This window comes from Methanoregula sp., assembly GCF_050010295.1.
Taxonomy (GTDB): Archaea; Halobacteriota; Methanomicrobia; order Methanomicrobiales; family Methanospirillaceae; genus Methanoregula.
The window spans coordinates 157,946-174,627 of sequence record NZ_JBEKLH010000006.1; the positions used below are offsets into that span (position 1 = coordinate 157,946).

At 53.0% G+C, this 16,682-nt stretch carries 19 protein-coding genes; 8 read left to right on the plus strand and 11 right to left on the minus strand.

What is annotated here, in order from left to right:
• Positions 1-375: 375 nt before the first annotated feature.
• The gene (locus ABSB80_RS09340) at positions 376-2,637 is read right to left on the minus strand and encodes a tetratricopeptide repeat protein (protein ID WP_428370344.1); all 2,262 of its coding nucleotides are present in this window, start codon (positions 2,635-2,637) and stop codon (positions 376-378) included.
• 81 nt (positions 2,638-2,718) lie between these two features.
• Between ABSB80_RS09340 and ABSB80_RS09345 the strand changes: the two genes are divergently transcribed.
• Entirely contained in the window at positions 2,719-4,218 is a 1,500-nt protein-coding gene (locus ABSB80_RS09345; RefSeq protein ID WP_428370345.1) for a methanogenesis marker 14 protein, read from the plus strand.
• A gap of 15 nt (positions 4,219-4,233) precedes the next feature.
• The gene (locus ABSB80_RS09350) at positions 4,234-4,473 is read left to right on the plus strand and encodes a hypothetical protein (protein ID WP_428370346.1); all 240 of its coding nucleotides are present in this window, start codon (positions 4,234-4,236) and stop codon (positions 4,471-4,473) included.
• A gap of 502 nt (positions 4,474-4,975) precedes the next feature.
• On the opposite strand, the gene argF is transcribed toward ABSB80_RS09350, so the two are convergent.
• The 4 genes from argF to ABSB80_RS09370 are packed head-to-tail and all read right to left on the minus strand — an operon-like array spanning position 4,976 to position 8,227.
• On the minus strand, positions 4,976-5,887 hold the full coding sequence (gene argF, locus ABSB80_RS09355; protein ID WP_428370347.1) for an ornithine carbamoyltransferase: 912 nt from the start codon (positions 5,885-5,887) through the stop codon (positions 4,976-4,978).
• On the minus strand, positions 5,884-7,170 hold the full coding sequence (gene purD / locus ABSB80_RS09360) for a phosphoribosylamine--glycine ligase (RefSeq protein WP_428370348.1): 1,287 nt from the start codon (positions 7,168-7,170) through the stop codon (positions 5,884-5,886). The genes argF and purD overlap by 4 nt, the downstream gene beginning before the upstream one ends.
• Before the next feature lie 47 nt (positions 7,171-7,217).
• On the minus strand, positions 7,218-7,733 hold the full coding sequence (pyrE, locus tag ABSB80_RS09365; protein ID WP_428370349.1) for an orotate phosphoribosyltransferase: 516 nt from the start codon (positions 7,731-7,733) through the stop codon (positions 7,218-7,220).
• Positions 7,727-8,227: a CDP-2,3-bis-(O-geranylgeranyl)-sn-glycerol synthase gene (locus ABSB80_RS09370; RefSeq protein ID WP_428370350.1), complete on the minus strand. Its 501-nt coding sequence runs from the start codon at positions 8,225-8,227 to the stop codon at positions 7,727-7,729. The genes pyrE and ABSB80_RS09370 overlap by 7 nt, the downstream gene beginning before the upstream one ends.
• Before the next feature lie 143 nt (positions 8,228-8,370).
• Here ABSB80_RS09370 and tes point away from each other — a divergent pair, with 143 nt between their 5' ends.
• The 3 genes from tes (at position 8,371) to ABSB80_RS09385 (ending at position 11,360) form a co-directional block, all read left to right on the plus strand.
• Positions 8,371-9,837, plus strand: a complete 1,467-nt coding sequence (gene tes, locus ABSB80_RS09375) for a tetraether lipid synthase Tes (RefSeq protein WP_428370351.1) — start codon at positions 8,371-8,373, stop codon at positions 9,835-9,837.
• Positions 9,838-10,012: 175 nt separating this feature from the next.
• Positions 10,013-10,195, plus strand: coding sequence for a hypothetical protein (locus ABSB80_RS09380; RefSeq protein WP_428370352.1), 183 nt, complete (start codon positions 10,013-10,015; stop codon positions 10,193-10,195).
• Between the two features lie 22 nt (positions 10,196-10,217).
• Positions 10,218-11,360 (plus strand): glycosyltransferase family 4 protein, encoded by a 1,143-nt coding sequence (locus tag ABSB80_RS09385; RefSeq protein WP_428370353.1) that lies wholly within the window; start codon positions 10,218-10,220, stop codon positions 11,358-11,360.
• 128 nt (positions 11,361-11,488) lie between these two features.
• Here the strand turns inward: ABSB80_RS09385 and ABSB80_RS09390 are convergent, their stop codons facing one another.
• From ABSB80_RS09390 to eif1A, 3 genes are all read right to left on the minus strand, one after another.
• Positions 11,489-12,043: a hypothetical protein gene (locus tag ABSB80_RS09390; RefSeq protein ID WP_428370354.1), complete on the minus strand. Its 555-nt coding sequence runs from the start codon at positions 12,041-12,043 to the stop codon at positions 11,489-11,491.
• Positions 12,044-12,180: 137 nt separating this feature from the next.
• Entirely contained in the window at positions 12,181-12,369 is a 189-nt protein-coding gene (locus tag ABSB80_RS09395; RefSeq protein WP_428370355.1) for a hypothetical protein, read from the minus strand.
• 425 nt (positions 12,370-12,794) lie between these two features.
• Positions 12,795-13,133 carry a translation initiation factor eIF-1A gene (gene eif1A / locus ABSB80_RS09400; RefSeq protein ID WP_428370356.1) on the minus strand — a complete coding sequence of 113 codons (339 nt, stop codon included), beginning with the start codon at positions 13,131-13,133 and terminating at the stop codon, positions 12,795-12,797.
• 51 nt (positions 13,134-13,184) lie between these two features.
• Here eif1A and ABSB80_RS09405 point away from each other — a divergent pair, with 51 nt between their 5' ends.
• Positions 13,185-13,751, plus strand: coding sequence for a hypothetical protein (locus ABSB80_RS09405; RefSeq protein ID WP_428370357.1), 567 nt, complete (start codon positions 13,185-13,187; stop codon positions 13,749-13,751).
• 163 nt (positions 13,752-13,914) lie between these two features.
• Here ABSB80_RS09405 and ABSB80_RS09410 read toward each other — a convergent pair whose 3' ends face one another.
• Positions 13,915-14,265: a GIY-YIG domain-containing protein gene (locus ABSB80_RS09410; protein ID WP_428370358.1), complete on the minus strand. Its 351-nt coding sequence runs from the start codon at positions 14,263-14,265 to the stop codon at positions 13,915-13,917.
• Between the two features lie 273 nt (positions 14,266-14,538).
• Here ABSB80_RS09410 and ABSB80_RS09415 point away from each other — a divergent pair, with 273 nt between their 5' ends.
• On the plus strand, positions 14,539-15,000 hold the full coding sequence (locus ABSB80_RS09415; protein ID WP_428370359.1) for a hypothetical protein: 462 nt from the start codon (positions 14,539-14,541) through the stop codon (positions 14,998-15,000).
• Between the two features lie 192 nt (positions 15,001-15,192).
• Positions 15,193-15,771, plus strand: coding sequence for a class I SAM-dependent methyltransferase (locus ABSB80_RS09420; protein WP_428370360.1), 579 nt, complete (start codon positions 15,193-15,195; stop codon positions 15,769-15,771).
• Positions 15,772-15,779: 8 nt separating this feature from the next.
• Here ABSB80_RS09420 and ABSB80_RS09425 read toward each other — a convergent pair whose 3' ends face one another.
• Together ABSB80_RS09425 and ABSB80_RS09430 are read right to left on the minus strand one after the other, a co-directional pair.
• Positions 15,780-16,226: a hypothetical protein gene (locus ABSB80_RS09425; protein ID WP_428370361.1), complete on the minus strand. Its 447-nt coding sequence runs from the start codon at positions 16,224-16,226 to the stop codon at positions 15,780-15,782.
• Between the two features lie 8 nt (positions 16,227-16,234).
• A partial coding sequence (locus ABSB80_RS09430; protein WP_428370362.1) for a hypothetical protein occupies positions 16,235-16,682 on the minus strand: 448 nt, incomplete at its 5' end.

Consider the following 16,682-nt stretch of genomic DNA (forward strand, 5'->3'; position numbering starts at 1 on the left):
AGGGCGAATGAGAATTCATCCGCCCCTGCGCTCAGAGATAGTGCTGTATTACCTTCCCGAGGAGCTATGCATTCGTGGGAATATCCCCAACGGGATGCCAGCCGTGACCCGATAGTCAGGGCGGGCTGAAGAAAATACTCTGACAGAGAATTTTCAACTCACCCCAGCGGCGGTTCAACTTCCTTGCCCGCCGTGCTCGAAGTTCCTGCGAACATCTCACACTTCGCGGTTCTGACGAACCACTCATAAGTCGAAGTTGCACTTCTCCACAGCCCTGCGGGCTGTTCTCGGAGAGGCCCTGAGGTGGGGAACCCTCATAATGTTTAATTAATAATTTTTCCCGTCCTCACCCAGTCTTGCTCAGGTCTTAACCAGTCACCCGGGCAATCCCTTTTTCTGCACGCTCCGGCCCGCAGGTGCTGCAACCCTCTTCTTTGCATATGCGAGGGCGTTGAGGGCCCGCCTGTCCCCGGGACCCAGGGAGACTGCACGCTCAAGGGAATCGACCGCTTCACGGTCACGGTTCAGCTGGAGGAGGATAACTCCCTGGTTCAGCCAGCTGCCGGCAATTCCCGGGTTGAGGGCCAGTGCATGATCGAAATCCGCAAGCGCGGATGGCAGATCATGGAGTTTTTTATGGACCAGCCCCCGGATATTCCATGTCTTGTAGTTCTCCGGATCGGATGCAAGGGCATGGCCGAGCGAGATGAGGGATTCTTCGTACCTCCCGAGTTTATGGAGCGCGAGCCCCCTGAGAACCCACGACCGGGCGGTCCCGGTATCGAGCGCAAGGGCCCGGTCGACGGCACCAACAGCTTCCTCGTAATGGTAACCGCGGTAGAGGGTCACCCCCTTCTCGTACCAGGACCGGGCATCGCCCTGTCCGGGGGCACGGCTCCGGGCATCATCGGCGGATACGGGATGATAGGTACGGGAGAGATAGAGGACGCCGCCGAACGGGTACTGGACAAGGTACAGTTTCGTATCGGTCGCCAGCGCCTTGTCCAGGGCCGCTTGTGCTTCGCGGCCCTGTTTCAGGTTGGCATGGGCAAATCCTTTCACGTACCAGCTCACTGCATCGTTCTGCCGGATGGAGAGTGCAATCCCGATGGCCTGCAGGGCTTCTTCCCACGCTCCCGTCCGGACAAGTTCCGAGGACTTGTTGAACCATGCCGTCATGAGACCGCGGTCAAACGAGATCGCCCGGTCGTACGATTCCGCGGCTTCGGCATGCCGGCCGAGCCTGCGGAATGTCACCCCGCGGTTGTACCAGGCCGAGGCCATCTTCGGGGCGATCGAAAGCGCCCGGTTGAACGCAGCAAGCGCCATCTCGTACTTCCCCTGTAACCCGAAAACGATTCCCTTATTGAACCAGATGGCCGCCGCATTCTGGTCGATTGCAAGTGCCCGTTCACAGGACTCAAGCGCCTTGCTGTATTCCCCGAGATACACATGCACCAGCGCTTTGTTGTACCATGCGGCAGCCAGATCCGGATTTTTCAGGACCGCCATCTCGTAGGCGCGGAGGGCATCCTCGTACCGCCCGAGGCTGTCGAGGGAAACTCCTTTGTTGTACCAGACCAGGGTCGAGTCGGGGGCAAGGCCAAGTTCCTTCTCATATTCCTGCAGGGACTCTTCATACCTTCCGGACCGCGAGAGCCCGTAGGCATGGCTCGACCAGGCCTCACTCACGTTGGGGTCAATGGGCAGCGAGCGCCCGAAAGCCCTGATCTCGTCCTGGTCCCGGACGATGAAATGGATGAGATCGTTCTGGGTGTACCATACGAGTGCTATGTTCGGGTTGAAGGCGAGGGCCTGGCCAAACGCGTGGAATGCCCTGTCCACTCTGCCGGATAACCCGAGCGCGACTCCCTGGAGGTACCAGGACTTGCCGTCCTGTCCGTCGACCCGTATCGCATGCTCCAGGTCCCCGAGAGCCGTATCGTACCGTATGCGGACGATCATTCCCTGGGCCCTGCCGGCCAGGGCAGTGACATTATCGGGATCGAGGGCCAGCACCTTCTCAAAGGTCCCGATCGATTCATCGATCCTCCCCAGTTCCATCAGGACCGCTGCCCTTCCGTTCAGGGCATGGGTATTCCCGACATCGATGGCCAGCGCCTTCTCAAACGAGGCGAGTGCCTCCCCGTACTGGTCCAGTTCGAAGTATGCGTTGGCTTTTCCCGTCCACGAGTTCACCTCATCGGTGCCATAACCCAGCGACCGGTCATAGGCATCGATGGCCTCACGGTAATGTTCAAGGGCGGCGTAGGACCGGGCTTTTCCCGCCCATGCAAGGGTATGGGAGGGGGCGATCCGGAGCACGTGGTCGAACGAGAGGATGGCTTCCTCGTCATGTTTCAGGATATGGAAGGCAATTCCCCGGTTGTACCAGGTGATCTCGTCATTTTCATTCAGGGCGATCGCCCGGTCGAATGCCTGGACGCATGGCTCGTACTGGCCGAGATAAGCGAGCGCAAGCCCCCTGCCGATCCACGCACCTGCGTTTCCGGGGTCCAGCGCCAGCGAGTGTTCAAACGAGAGGAGGGCCTCCCCGTGCTTTCCCTGCGCTGAAAACGAGAGCCCGGACAGGTAGGCTTCCAGCGCATCGCTCATAAGGAGCATCTCTTCTGTCATGCCAGATGAAGGTTTTCCCACCCCGTGCCACCTCCGGACAAATAGAAAATTATAAGGATACAAAAACGAAGAATCGGGTATATGTGCGCCAATTTTTTTTCCCGCTTCATAAAACCCAAACCGCATATCGTTGAAAGCCCTCCTCCGCCTTCCATCATCCATGGCGCCGGGATGCAGATCCCCGAATACAAGAACAAGCCCTATTTTATCGTGGCTTCAGTGGAGATGGGAAACACCACGACGAAGTGTATCCTCACCGGGGTAAATCTCGAAACCGGTATGTCCTATGTCATCAACAAGACGGTGAGCATGAGCCGGGACATCCGCCCCCCGAAACCCGGCGAGACGATCTTCGGCGCAACACTGGACGGGACCGAGCTGACGCGGGAGGCGGTAACCGAACTCGTCAGGGATACGTTGCTCCAGTGCCACAAAGAGGCGCATCTTGACGTCGTAAAGGAACTTGACTTTGTTGTCCGGAGCACCGGCGTCGTTGCCGAGATGGAGTCCCCGGACCAGGTGGGTGACTTTGTGATCGCTCTTGCCAACGGGTGCCTCATTGCCGGGGTGCCCCCCCGTAAAATGACGCCCCCGATGTCGAAGGAGAACCAGTCGCAGAAACTCCAGCCGTTCAGCTTTGCCGACAAGGTGGTCTTTATCGGCGCCGTGGCGGGAGTGATCCCCCCCCTCGGCTCAACGGGTGTTGAGATGGTGGCAAACGAGATGGAGGGCGAGCTCGCGATGGCAGGGATCAAGGAAGGGGCGAAATGGACACCGGTCGATTTCCGCAACCCCTGCGTCACGATCGATTTTGGCACAACGCTCGACGGCCGTATCACGAGCGATGTGCCCCCTGACGCTCCCAACCCGTTTGCAAAGACGGTCGGGAATTTCTGCGGGCTTGCAGGTGCGATACCTGACGCAATTGTCCGGGGAACCGGGCTCGTGGACGGGCGGACGGGAACTGCGCTCGATATCTTCGGCGAATATTCCGTGAGCGGCGGGCTGTTCCGCGGCGGCAACCGGAACGTCGTGGACAAGTACGTGGAACGCTGCCATAAGCATATCGATATCTGCATTGTACCCCCGGAGCGTGACCGGTTCGGCCGGGTGCCGGTCAATGCCCGGATTGCCAAGGATTCAGGGATCGCGATGATCGGGTGTGACTGCGGGGTGAACAGCAGCGAACTTGACAAACTTGTCGCAATCGGGTCGGAGATCCATAAAAGATACAACCTTGCGACCCTCAATGAAGTGGTTGACCGTGTCTGTGCGAAGATGGCACTCCGGTTAATTGATGTAGCGGTCGAACAGCATATCGTGCTGAGGAACTCTTCGATCGGGTTTACCGGCAGGGCAGCGATCTCGGGCCGGAAGCCCGACTATATCCTAGAGGGGATCACCGGGCGCAACCTCTTTGACGACCCTGTCGACCACCTTGTTTTCGTGGACGACGGGCTTGCCCGGGGCGCGGCACTCATGGGACGGTGCATGAACTCGCTCGGAAAGCCCAAAAACCCGATCGGGGGCGTACGCGGGGGCCCATGTATTATGAGCCGGCGGATCAAGATAGGTAAATGAGTCTGGTGAAAGAACATGGCAGAGGAAGAACAGCTCTTTGATATCGTTATCCCTCCCGGGGTGCCCCGGAAGATGATCCTCGACGTGACCAAGAAGTTCGATGTCAAGGTCGTCGAGCGCAAGGAAAAGATCAAGTTTGCCAACATGGAAGGCGACGAGCGTGAACTGCTCGCATTCCGGGGAAAACGGGATGTGATGCAGCAGGTCGAAAAATACCTGATCGACCAGCTGAAGGCGTTTGTAGAAGAGAAGTAATTTTTTTTATCCCGTGGAAATCCTGTCAGTGTCCTATTTTTTGTAAACCACTTGAAGATGCTGTGAGGGTGACCTCCTCTCTCATGTCGAAGAACTCTGATGAGTTCTTCTTATCCTCTGGTCCTGATGAACCTCTTCGGAAATCGGAGAGGTTTCTCAAAACCTCGACGAGGTGAAGGGAGGCGTGAGCCGACCTTCGACGTGATCGAAGAACCTATCGGTTCTTCTTCAGCCTGCTATTCCATTTGGGAATAGCAGTCTCCCCAGAGGGGAGGCAGCCCAAAGGGTGCATCCCCTTGAATCTCTGAGAGGTCTTCAGACCTCGAAGAGAAGAAGATTTACAAGGTAAATCTTCGACCCCATTTTCGACTGGATTTTCACTAACCTTCTGAGGGACTATCTTTATTTGGGGGGTGCCCGAGCGGCGGGGGCGGGGGCATCAGATGCCGAAGCCCCCAAGAGCGCCTGAATATAAATTCCGATTACTTCCAGAGCCGTTATTCTATCTCTTCAAAAGCCGCACCAGGAGCGCCTTCTGGGCGTGGAGGCGGTTCTCGGCTTCGTCCCAGACAAGGCTCTGGCCGCCCTCCATCACCTCATCGGAAATCTCCTCGCCGCGGTGGGCGGGCAGGCAGTGGAGGACCCGGGCATCGGGTGAGGCGTGCTTCATGAGCGGCCCATCCACGGTATAATTTCTGAATATCTTCGTCCGCTCTCCCTTCTCTTCCTCGTCGCCCATGGAGATCCACGTATCCGTGACGATGACTTCTGCGTCCTTCACGGCAGCTTCCGGCTCGCGGACGAGGGTCACCCTGCCGCCAAGTGCTCGCGCCCTTGCTACAAACTCCCCGGCAGGCTCGTAACCTTCGGGTGTTGCAACCGTGACGTCAAGACCCGTGAGCACCGTCGAGAGGATGAGGGAATTGCAGACATTGTTCCCGTCCCCGACCCAGGCGACTTTCAGGTCCTGCGTGGAGCCGAAATGCTCCTGCATGGTCATGATGTCGGCGAGGAGCTGGCAGGGGTGTTCCATATCGGAGAGCCCGTTGATGACCGGGATCGTTGCATATTTTGCATATTCCTCGATGGTGCTGTGCTTGTACGCCCGGATCATCATGCCCGAGACGTATCGCGAAGCCGCCCGTGCGGTGTCCCGGATCTCCTCGCCCCTGCGGATCTGCATGTCACGGGCGTTCAGGAAGAGGGCGTGGCCGCCCAGCTCGTTCATCCCGACCTCGAACGAGATGTGCGTCCGGGTGGAAGACTTCTCGAAGATCATGGCGAGGGTCTTGCCGCAGAGCAGGAGGTGGGTGGTGCCCGCCATCTTCTGGCGCTTGAGCTCGTGTGCTTCCGTGAGGAGCTGCCCTAGCTCCTGCTCGTTGACATCGAGGATGGAGATAAAGTCCTTCTTCATCGAAGCTCCTTCATGTGCGCCGTCCGCCTCTCGAGCAATTCCCGGGTCCCGATGTCCCGGCGGTGCCGCACCCGCCCGCTAACGGCCGAAGCCGCCGATTCGGCCCCCCGCTCGGCTTCTTCGAGAGTATCCCCGATCCCGACGAATGCAAGCGTCCGTGAAGTCCGGGTGACGAGGCGGCTTCCCGCTTTTTCCACATTAGCGTAATAGAGGAGGGCATCGGGATGTTCCCCCATGGTTATCGGATCACCGGCATGGGGCGAGTCGGGATATCCTTCCGGCACGAGGTACTTGCAGACCGTGGCCTGGGGAGCAAATTCCGCATGGGATGGCGAGAGGGTCCCCTCGGTGATCCGGTACACGATCTCTGAAAGGTCCGATGTGAGCAGGGAGAGGACGTTCATAGCCTCCGGGTCGCCGAACCGTGCGTTGAACTCTATGACCTTGGGGCCCTGCGCCGTGTTCATGAACTGGCCGTAGAGGACACCCTTGTAGGACTGCCCTTTCCGTTCCATGGCCGCGACGGCGGACTTCATGATCCCGATGGCTTTTTTGTAGTCCGCCTGAGTCACGAAGGGCAGCATGTGGTCCGGCAGGGAATACGACCCCATCCCCCCGGTGTTGGGCCCGACATCCCCCTCGAACGCCCGCTTGTGGTCCTGCACGAGGGGCATTGGTACCAGGTGCGTGCCGTCGACGAAGGCCTGCAGGGTGAACTCCTCGCCCAGGAGGCGCTCCTCGATCACCGCCTTCCCGTCGAGGGACCTGACATACGCGATCGCCTCCGCACGGTCCACCTGCTCCCCCATGATGCGGACCCCTTTTCCGCCGGTGAGTCCGACGGGTTTTACCACGAGGTCGCCGTCATGATTCTCGATGAACCCGGCCGCCTCGTCTGCCGAATCGAACGTCCGGTATCTCGGACAGCCGGGAATGGCCTCCTGCGCCATCAGATCCCGGCAGAACCCCTTGTCCGTCTCAAGCCGGGCCGCAGCCCGTGTCGGCCCGACAGAGGGGATGCCCGCTCCCTCAAGCGAATCGACAACCCCCGCCTCGAGAGGGGCCTCGGGCCCGATGAACGCATAGTCGGCACCGGTCTCCTTTGCAAAGGCGACGATACGGGACGTCTCGGTCTCCCGGCAGAGGAGCACTTTTTTTGCAATGGCGTCGATACCGGGATTGCGGTTCGCCATTACGGAAAAGATTTCAGTCTTCGTGTTGCGGGCAAGGGCACCGGCTATGGCGTGTTCCCTCCCGCCCCCGCCCACAACGAGAATCTTCATACCATCCTAGTGTACGCTTGGAATAAAAATTCCTTGCTCTTGGTTCCTTACCCGGGGAACAGTTCGCTCACCCGGACGAGGGGGAGGATCCGGACACCCTGCTCTTCCAGCAGGAGTGCGGCACCCTGCTCCCGGTCCACGACCGTGACAACCCGGTCTGCCCGTGCACCTGCTCCACGGAGGGCGTTGATGCCGTACAGGGCCGATCCCCCGGACGTGGTCACGTCCTCCACGAGCAGCACGTCCCGGTCTTTCACCGTGCCGATGATGACCTCCTTTTTCCCATGACTCTTTTCCGCGGCCCGTATGATTGCGTAGGGTTTTTGTGCGACCATAGACGTTGCCACAGCGAGGGGGACCCCGCCGACAGCAACACCGGCCACGACATCGAATTCATGGGAGCGGGCGATCTCGTGGGCAATGGCAGAGAGCAGGTCCGGGTTGGTGACTGCCGATTTCACATCGATATAGAACGTGCTTTTTGCCCCGGATGCAAGGGTGAAGTCCCCGAACTCGATTGCCCGGTACTTTTTGAGCATGTCTGCAAGCCTCGTATCTACCATGGTACCTCCTTGACATTGACCCGATAACCGATGATGTTGACGGCCCGGTGCAGGATGGGCGTCAGGATGAGGATGAAGATGAACGCCGGGACTGTGACCCGTGAGAAGAGCCACCCCGGGTCGGCAATGAGGAGGAGGACGAACGCCCCCGCAACCAGGTCGTACTGGTCGGCCACCGGCCACCTCGAACCCCGCTCTTTCTTAAACCTCCGCTTGAAGAAGCTCTTCACCAGGTCGCCGAGGAGTGCCCCGACCGCGAGCAGGACGACCGAAAGGAGCGTCTGGCCGGGGAGAAAAACCAGGTTGTACGCACTCCAGGCCCAGATCTGCACGAGCCCGATACCGATCCCGGCAAGGATGCCGGCCACGAGCCCCCGGAATGTCTTCCCGTCCCCGAATATCCTCCGCCCGTCGGTATAATTCCTGCCAAGGTCCACCGGGGTTCCCCCGCCTAGGAGTGCTGCTACCGGGTTGGGGAGATACGCGGGGAGCATGATCCAGACGGCGGAAAACAATGGTATTATCAAGAACTCAAAACTAATAATGTAGCACTCCGATACCTGTAATAAAGAGCAGACAGAAACATTAAGGTTACTCAAACGGGAATCAATGAACAACCTGCAACGGGTGGACATGAATGCTGATAAAAAGAACCCGAAGTCTTTGCCCTACATGTAATTCCGTACTGGATGCGGAGATTGTCGAAGAGGAGGGGAAGATCTGGCTGAAAAGGACATGCCCTGTGCATGGAAACTTCAGGCACCTCTACTGGTCGGATGCCCGGATGTATCACCGCTTCCAGGAATACGATGCCGTGGGGAACGGCATAGCAAACCCCCAGAATACGGCACCGCCGGGAAGTTGTCCCACTGCCTGCGGGATCTGCAACAACCACCACTCCCAGACCCTGCTGGCAAATATCGATCTCACCAACCGCTGCAACCTGGACTGCGACTTCTGTTTTGCAAACGCCCGGGCCTGCGGGTTCATCTACGAGCCAAGCTTTGACGAGATCGTCGGGATGATGCAGGTACTCAGGGACGAGAAGCCCATCCCTGCCCCGGCCGTCCAGTTCTCCGGCGGCGAGCCCACCATGCGGGACGACTTGCCCGAGATCATCAAGAAGGCAAAAGCGATGGGGTTCCCCCAGGTGCAGATCGCGACCAACGGCGTCAAGCTGGCAAAAGACCCCGCCCTTGCCCAGCAGCTCAAGGACGCAGGGCTCAACACGGTCTACCTCCACTTCGATGGCGTGACCCTGCAGACAAACCCCTACATAAGGATCCATGAAAAAGCGATCGAGAACCTCAAAAAGGTGGGGCTCGGGATCGTGCTCGTGCCGACAGTGATCCGCGGGAGGAACGATAACGAGCTCGGCGATATCATCAGGTTTGCCGTAGACCATATCTCGGTTGTACGCGGTGTGAACTTCCAGCCGATCGCTTTTACCGGCGCAGCGAGCGACGATGACCTCCTGAAGTCCCGGATCACTATCCCCGATGTCCTCGGGGATATCGAGGAGCAGATGGGCGGCGTCCTCAGGAAGGACGATTTCTACCCGGTCCCCTGCGTCCTCCCGTTCTCCGACCTGGTCGAGGCCTACACCGGGCGGCCGCAGGTCCGGTTCACCGCCCACCAGCACTGCGGTGCTGCCACCTACGTCTTTGTCCAGGAGGACGGGATCGTCCCGATCAACCGGATGGTAGACGTAGACAGCTTCTTCGAGTCGATCGAGCACATGGCCGAGACGCTCAGGAAGGGCGGGACCATCAACAAGTACAAGGCCCTTCTCGAAGGCGTCAAGAGCATGCACGACTCCGTAAAGAAGGGGGAGCAGGGCAATACCACGGAGTTCTGGAAGATGATCGGCAAGACGCTGATCGGCCAGAACTTCGACGCGCTCAGGGAGTTCCACTGGAACGCGCTCTTCATCGGCATCATGCACTTCATGGACAAGTACAACTATGATATCGAGCGGGTTCAGCGGTGCTGCATCCACTATGCGACGCCGGACGGCAAACTGATCCCCTTCTGCACCTACAACAGCGGCCCCGTGTACCGGGAGCAGGTCTGGAAGAAGTTTGCGAAGAAGCAGGAAGAGTGAGAAGTTCCTTTTTTTGAATGAAAGGAAAGGGCCAGGGGAGATACGGCGGATACCGCTGAAAGGGAACAGTACGGCGTGGAACCGGATCTTCCCGGTCAATTTTTCCGTCTTAAATTGGCATGAAGAGACATTTAATCTCCCTCAGGGATCAACTCACATCGTACTGGGATAATCCGTGGGCTATGCGGCATACAGTGGCGACCAGTTCTGCGACCGGCTCCAGGCAGTGCCGGCCGACCCGGTTTCGTACCACCAGGAGCGAAGGGATATCGCCACTGGATCGAACATACGCTGGACGATAAGAAACTGGCCGGAAGCGTCAGGAACTGCACTGACCGGCAGGAACTGCCCGGTGTGATCAATACGTGGAGGGAACGAGTATGGAGTCACGTAAAGTAGCGTTCTTCTGCTGGGAATCGATGTATGCTGAACGGGTGGGTGGTCTTGCCAGGGCTGCGACGCATCTCGCAGAAACACTGGTAAACCAGAACCATGAAGTGCATTTCTTCACGCGGGGGAATATTCCCGATCAGACTATTAAAGGTGTCAGTTATCACTATTGCCAGCCCTCCGGAAAAAACATAGTTGAATACTGCGACAGCATGAGCGCCTCGATGGTGGACCAGTTTTACCTCTATGATACGCCCCACCGCTTTGACGTTCTCCATTTCCACGACTGGCATCCGGTTCAGGCTCTCCACCGGCTTCAGGACCGGAATACGATCCTCACCTTCCATTCAACAGAATACGGGAGGAATGGCAACCAGTCCGGCGACTGGTGGGAGTATCGGGAGATCTCCGGCAAGGAGTGGTATGGCGGGCTGATTGCCAAACGAATAACCGCAGTTTCTGCATCCCTGAAAAAAGAGGTGATGTGGTTATACAATGTACCTGATGAGAAATGCGATGTAATTCCAAACGGCGTGGTTCCCGGCGAGTTCCGGGCAGCGGTGGATTCGGGAGAAGTGAAGCGATCGTATGGAATGCATCCCTATGCACCGCTCATCCTGTTTATCGGCAGGATTGTCTACCAGAAAGGGCCGGACCTGCTCATAGAAGCGATACGGAAAGTCTGCCAGGAGCGGGGGCATGTAAACGTTGTGGTTGCAGGGGAAGGGGATATGCGGCAGTTCCTGCAGGAACAGGCTCAAGACCTGCCGGTCACCTTTGTCGGGTACATCGCTGATTCTGAGTATGTCAGGTTATTAAACGCCGCTGATATCGTCGTCATCCCCAGCAGGAATGAACCCTTCGGGCTTGTGCTTCTGGAGGCATGGAGTGCCGAGAAATGTGTTGTCGCATCCAATGTCGGCGGACTATCTGAGAACATTGACGCATTTGTAAATGGTGTCAAAGTGGATGTCGACCCTGAATCGCTCGCATGGGGCATCAGCATGATGGTGGACGAACCAGGGAACGCAGGAGCCTTTGGGAAACGAGGCAGAACCAAAGTGGATCGCTTCTTTCTCTGGGGTCCGATTGTCAGGAAACTGACAGAGACCTATGCCCGTACGGTTTCATGAAAATCACCGAAGGATATCGCTGTGTACCCGGACCTGCCGAGGGAAACCAGATACTTTGAAAAGGTGTATACGTTAACGCAAAAAGACAAAGCTTTAAAAAGTTTACTTTAACTTTCTTTAAAAAATTTTCAATCCTGTTGCATTTCGATTTCAAATAATCTTTTTAGATTTTGAATTTGTTCGCGCGCTTTTTTGGCAATTTCAAAATAGGTTTTTATTTGGATATAACTTAGATTCGATCCTGGTCTTATAACAAGGGGGAAATCCTCATTTCTGTGAAGTAACTCAATTGATTCATAAAATGCAATCAATCTGTCTCTCAATACTTCGCTAAATTGCAACATTTCTTTTTGATATTGAGAATAAACGGGTGTGGATTGAAAAATATGTGGATTCCCTCGATTGACGATCTCCATTGCATATTTTACCATTTCTGTGTTTCTTGACTCATCTGGGAATCTTGATGCATCAGGAATTGAATTAAGATTTTTCTCGATTCTTGAAATCTCCGATTTAAATAATTTAATTATCTCTCTTTTTGTTCTATCAGAATTTTCAGGAAGAATTGGCGTCCGATTTTTTATATCATTTACGCTACTAAACAAAAAAATAGTGATACTCAAAGTAACAAATAAATTAAAAATCCATAAATACCAGACTTTTGATTCAAGAGGGAGATTCATAAATAAAGCCGGCCATAAAAAAATGTTAATTTGAAATCCGAACATCTGGAGAATCATTAAAACAATGACTATTAGAGATAAAGGCCCCAAATTATCGTTTAATTTTCTTTTTATTGAATTATACGACAAATTCATTTTTAGGCCCTCTTTAAGATTGCTATAACGACAGCGGCAACAATTGAAATGGCGAGGATAATGAATAAAATTGTAAATAAAATGGTATTTTGACCAGTTGCCTGAGCAAAAGCTGGTAACAATACAAATCCAAAAATGTAAATTAAAAATAAGGATGCAACAGCATCGATTATAAGTTCGTACAATTCCATAAGCGAATATTGTCTTTTATATAAATTATGATGTTGTGGTAAACAATTGTGAAGCGCTCCGGCCGGGCTTAAATCTTTTATATTAATCTACAGTTAATTCGGGAACAATTATTTTCAAAGGTTATTAATATGCAAAGAAAAATGATCATATATGAGTGGTATCGGCACAGCAGCTCTAACAGTTTTTATTATCATTGTATGTTTAATAGCCGTATACCAATGGTGGAAAGAGCTTAATGACATGCAGAGACTATTAATCATAGGTTTCGCAATTGTCGCTCTAATCGTTCTTATATTCGGTCCTTGAGTATAGTGACAGTGTTTGAACAAAAAAGGTCAACCACGGTTGAGACTTAATTTTTTTAATAATTTACAGTTGATTGTGTGTTATTAAAAAAAAAAGGTTCCCGGAAAAAAGGTCCCGTTCAAATATAGTGGTTATTTCGCAGCCAGTCCGTCTGCGGCCTGACGTAGCGGTAAATAATATCACACTTTGAATCCTGGAAGCTCCAGGGAGTGACAATTAAGGTATCGCCTTCCCGTATCCAGTTCCGTTTTTTCATGGTTCCCTTGATCCTGCCCATGCGGATGATCCCATCGATACACCGCACACGGATGTGATTTGCCCCCAGCATCAGTTCGGCAAGGGCGAACTGCTCTTTATTCCATTTCTTCGGCAGCCGCACCCGGACGGTCGGGGTGCCGTCCGCATTTGCCCCGTTCGGGTTTGCTACATCGTGGTTTTTTTTCTGAAATCCTCTCATTCAACCAACTTCTTCTATATAAATATATATGGCGGCTGACACGTTGAAGGTATGTATGCCGCCCGCCGGCGTGACAAGGGCGTGACCACCCTTTTTATAAGTAATAATATCCCACAATTCAGAATATTCAGAGATATTATGTATAATCCCACATTCGAAGAAATCTGTCAAAGAGTAAACATCGCTATCGGAATCCTGTTTAAAAATGACATTTTTTTGTTAACGAATGGCGTTCATGAGAGATCGATATCTCATAAATTGGCTGAGTATCTACAGACACTATTTCCGGATTGGAATGTTGATTGTGAATATAATCGAAAAGGAGATGCCACCAAAATATTAAAGGGACTTAAGGACTGTGATGAATATATACGTACCGACCGAGTTTATCCCGATATAATAATCCATCAGAGAAACACAAAAAACAACTTATTAGTTATAGAGATAAAAATAAACAACACGAACTCAGAATGTGATATTGAAAAATTAAAATTGTTTACTTCGGATCCTGAATTCAAATATTCCTATGGGTTATTTGTTCGATTTAGAAGAATCAACAAACCCGATTTACAATGGTTTGAAGAGGGGCGGGAAAAACCGGATAATCATCCAGTATAACTCTTCACCACAATCCAGTCATCAAAAATATTTGACTGCTGCGATACCCTACGCGCAAAACGCCTCGCGGGTTTTGCGCTACTCACTTAGCAGTACAAGTCCGTGAATAGTCATTGACAAAACGGCGAGGCATACAAATAAAAAGATACTCAGATTTTTCCGATTATCTCATATTATTTTGAATATTCCAATCGTAATTCTTTTTTAAAAGATGTTCTTTTTCCAAAATTCTAACCTGTTCCGGTGTTTTTACTTTGTAATAACGATAGTAAAGAGTATACCCTTTATTCAGCGTTGGGTTGATAACATCGTTCCATAAATGCGAACCATCACGAGCATAACTTGAAATTCTGGTTCTTAATTTGTCAGCCCGCCCGAGATATTTTGTAGAAACAGATCCCCCGTTCGGATTTCTAACACCTAACTGATAAATTGCGGGACCATCATACACGGGTAGGTTATCCCCATAGAATCCTTTTTTAACTGCGATTTTTTTCCACGTACACCATTCCATACCATTCCACTCAAATGTTTTATGGAAGACATTGAATAATAAAATTAATCTTTAATCGCGTTGTGGTATTGAATTATGGTCTGTAAACATTGCGACGGAACCGGGAGAATGGACTGCCCGAAATGTAGGGGTACGGGTACCTTTTATCCGAGTCCGTTCAGTTTGGGTGTTACTTGTCCACAATGTCATGGAAAAATGCTAGTGAAATGTTCATACTGTAAACCGACTCGAAGAAACCTGAATTTAAAATAGGAATACTACAATGGTGAGATTATGACAAGTCCTGAAACCCTAAAAGAAATTGAACGGATTCAAAGTCAAATCAAGCACCGAATTATACCTTCTGGAAGTCAACCCCCTCACTATCATTTAATAAATGCGAAAAAAGATCCTGAAAAACCATACAAAGTAATAGTTGATGATCGTCATCATTTCAAAGATGGAGGACGAATTTCGAATAGTGAGTATCTAAAGATAAAAGATGAATATGATATACGAATAAAACGCTGGGATGGTAAACTTTTCGAAGGGAGTATCAAAAATTATTATTTGTCTGGACCCGGGAGAGAAGCTGTCAAAGATATTGCTTTCAAAGAAGCTGAAACAAAGAAAGAATATCCTCTCACCCACTTTCATATTGCTGGAAACAGGATACAACCCCATAACATTGTCACAGAAGCACACGATAACAAATTAAAAGTGCTATGGGTGGATGTATCTCACCAACCGGTTTGAATAGTTCTTATGAGGCAACCAAGTAAGCCGGTCATAAGTTCCTTTTGCGTTTTTCCTCATGATCAAGTGATGAGAGCGATGGGGCGGTGGCGTGCATCGTATATGTTGTAAAATATTCGGATTGTAATGCCCCGCCAGCTGCCCCCGTACCCGGACAAATACTGATAAGCCTCCCAGAAGCTATGGTGAGCTATGGATTTCTTTGACTCGGCATACCGGGGCACACCTCCCTGGGACATCGGCCGGCCCCAGAAGGAGTTCGTGGAACTGGTCCGGAGGGGGGAGATCACCGGATCGGTGCTGGACATCGGGTGCGGGACGGGGGAGCACGCCCTCTTCTTTGCCGGGGAAAGGCACGAGGTCTGGGGAATCGACTCCGCCCCGCTCGCGATCCGGAAGGCGCGGGAGAAGGCTGCCGAACGGGGACTCCAGGTCCATTTCCTCGTCCTGGACGCACTGGAACTCTCGAAGCTCAACCGGAGGTTCGATACTGCCACCGATTCGGGGCTCTTCCATACCCTGTCCGATGAAGACCGCCCGGTCTTCGTGGATAACCTTGCAGCCATCCTGTCCCCGGCCGGGAAATACTTCATGCTCTGCTTCAGCGAACTGGAGCCCGGCAGGTACGGCCCGAGAAGGATAACCCAGGGAGAGATACGGGACAGCTTCCGGGACGGGTGGACGATCAATTACATCAGGCCGGCGGTCTTCGAGAGCCGCACCCGGGACGAAGGACCCCGTGCCTGGCTCTCGTCGATATCGAAGAAATGAGACCCGCTTCACCCGTCCTTATCTTCCCCTACGACCTGTCTGGACCGGTCCCCGCCGATCACATGAACCCACAGGAACTTTAAGCCCAGTTCCCGGATCTTCAGCGAAATGGACGTTGGATCAACTTTTTTTCCCCGTGCCCTGACAACGTAATGATAGTATTCAGACGTGATGGCGTACCTTCTCTCTTCCAGAAAACCTTTGATCGCGTGCCGCTTCCCTCCGGAAATATGGACGATCCCTTCACCGGTCTGCTGACCATCGCCAGCCCAGTCCTTCATCCGGATATCATAATCTTCTTTCACTGAATCATAGTGGGAACCGGTAATAATTTGTCCTATCCTGAAGAGGCCGGCAGTATCCCATTGTACTTCGTATTCAGGTTTTTTTGCTGGAGTCACGTGTATCCATCCCCCTTTTTCGAGATACGTTTCTGAAGCGATCCATTCTGGCACTCACTCGCTCATCTGTGGCCGGTTTTTCCTATCAGTATCCACAGGCTGGTTGTAGTTCTGTTCTCATAATTAAATAATCGTGACCCTGTTCGTACTTTAGCCAGCGTCCGGCCGGAGCAGGCTGCATGGGGGGATCCCGGAGTCCTGGCACGGAAAAATGGGGTATCTATTCCTCCCGCTGAGGGGGTACCAGACGACCGGGCAGAGAGATGATCAGGGGGATCTGCGTTCCGGTTCTTTTCTGATCCTGCCACGAATACCTTTGTCTGGCCCAGGTCTGGAAAAATCTGACTGATCCGGTAGATCTTTTGAACGGTAAAGTCCGATAAAAAGATTTTGCTCTGTAGAAATGTTTTCATCGAGAGAAAAGAACCGTGCTCGACCACAAGATCCAAGGTACGGTGTCTCCTTATTTTGTTATGTTCAGTAACGATAAGGAGACAATTAAGAAATCGT

Coding starts and splice junctions, on each gene's coding strand:
- ABSB80_RS09385 (WP_428370353.1), top strand. CDS start 10,218: ATGGAGTCACGTAAAGTAGCGTTCTTCTGCTGGGAATCGATGTATGCT.
- ABSB80_RS09395 (WP_428370355.1), bottom strand. CDS start 12,369: ATGGAATTGTACGAACTTATAATCGATGCTGTTGCATCCTTATTTTTA.
- ABSB80_RS09410 (WP_428370358.1), bottom strand. CDS start 14,265: ATGGAATGGTGTACGTGGAAAAAAATCGCAGTTAAAAAAGGATTCTAT.
- argF (WP_428370347.1), bottom strand. CDS start 5,887: ATGAAGAAGGACTTTATCTCCATCCTCGATGTCAACGAGCAGGAGCTA.
- ABSB80_RS09350 (WP_428370346.1), top strand. CDS start 4,234: ATGGCAGAGGAAGAACAGCTCTTTGATATCGTTATCCCTCCCGGGGTG.
- tes (WP_428370351.1), top strand. CDS start 8,371: ATGCTGATAAAAAGAACCCGAAGTCTTTGCCCTACATGTAATTCCGTA.
- ABSB80_RS09405 (WP_428370357.1), top strand. CDS start 13,185: ATGTATGCCGCCCGCCGGCGTGACAAGGGCGTGACCACCCTTTTTATA.
- eif1A (WP_428370356.1), bottom strand. CDS start 13,133: ATGAGAGGATTTCAGAAAAAAAACCACGATGTAGCAAACCCGAACGGG.
- pyrE (WP_428370349.1), bottom strand. CDS start 7,733: ATGGTAGATACGAGGCTTGCAGACATGCTCAAAAAGTACCGGGCAATC.
- ABSB80_RS09420 (WP_428370360.1), top strand. CDS start 15,193: ATGGATTTCTTTGACTCGGCATACCGGGGCACACCTCCCTGGGACATC.
- ABSB80_RS09340 (WP_428370344.1), bottom strand. CDS start 2,637: ATGACAGAAGAGATGCTCCTTATGAGCGATGCGCTGGAAGCCTACCTG.
- purD (WP_428370348.1), bottom strand. CDS start 7,170: ATGAAGATTCTCGTTGTGGGCGGGGGCGGGAGGGAACACGCCATAGCC.
- ABSB80_RS09390 (WP_428370354.1), bottom strand. CDS start 12,043: ATGAATCTCCCTCTTGAATCAAAAGTCTGGTATTTATGGATTTTTAAT.
- ABSB80_RS09415 (WP_428370359.1), top strand. CDS start 14,539: ATGACAAGTCCTGAAACCCTAAAAGAAATTGAACGGATTCAAAGTCAA.
- ABSB80_RS09370 (WP_428370350.1), bottom strand. CDS start 8,227: ATGCTCCCCGCGTATCTCCCCAACCCGGTAGCAGCACTCCTAGGCGGG.
- ABSB80_RS09345 (WP_428370345.1), top strand. CDS start 2,719: ATGTGCGCCAATTTTTTTTCCCGCTTCATAAAACCCAAACCGCATATC.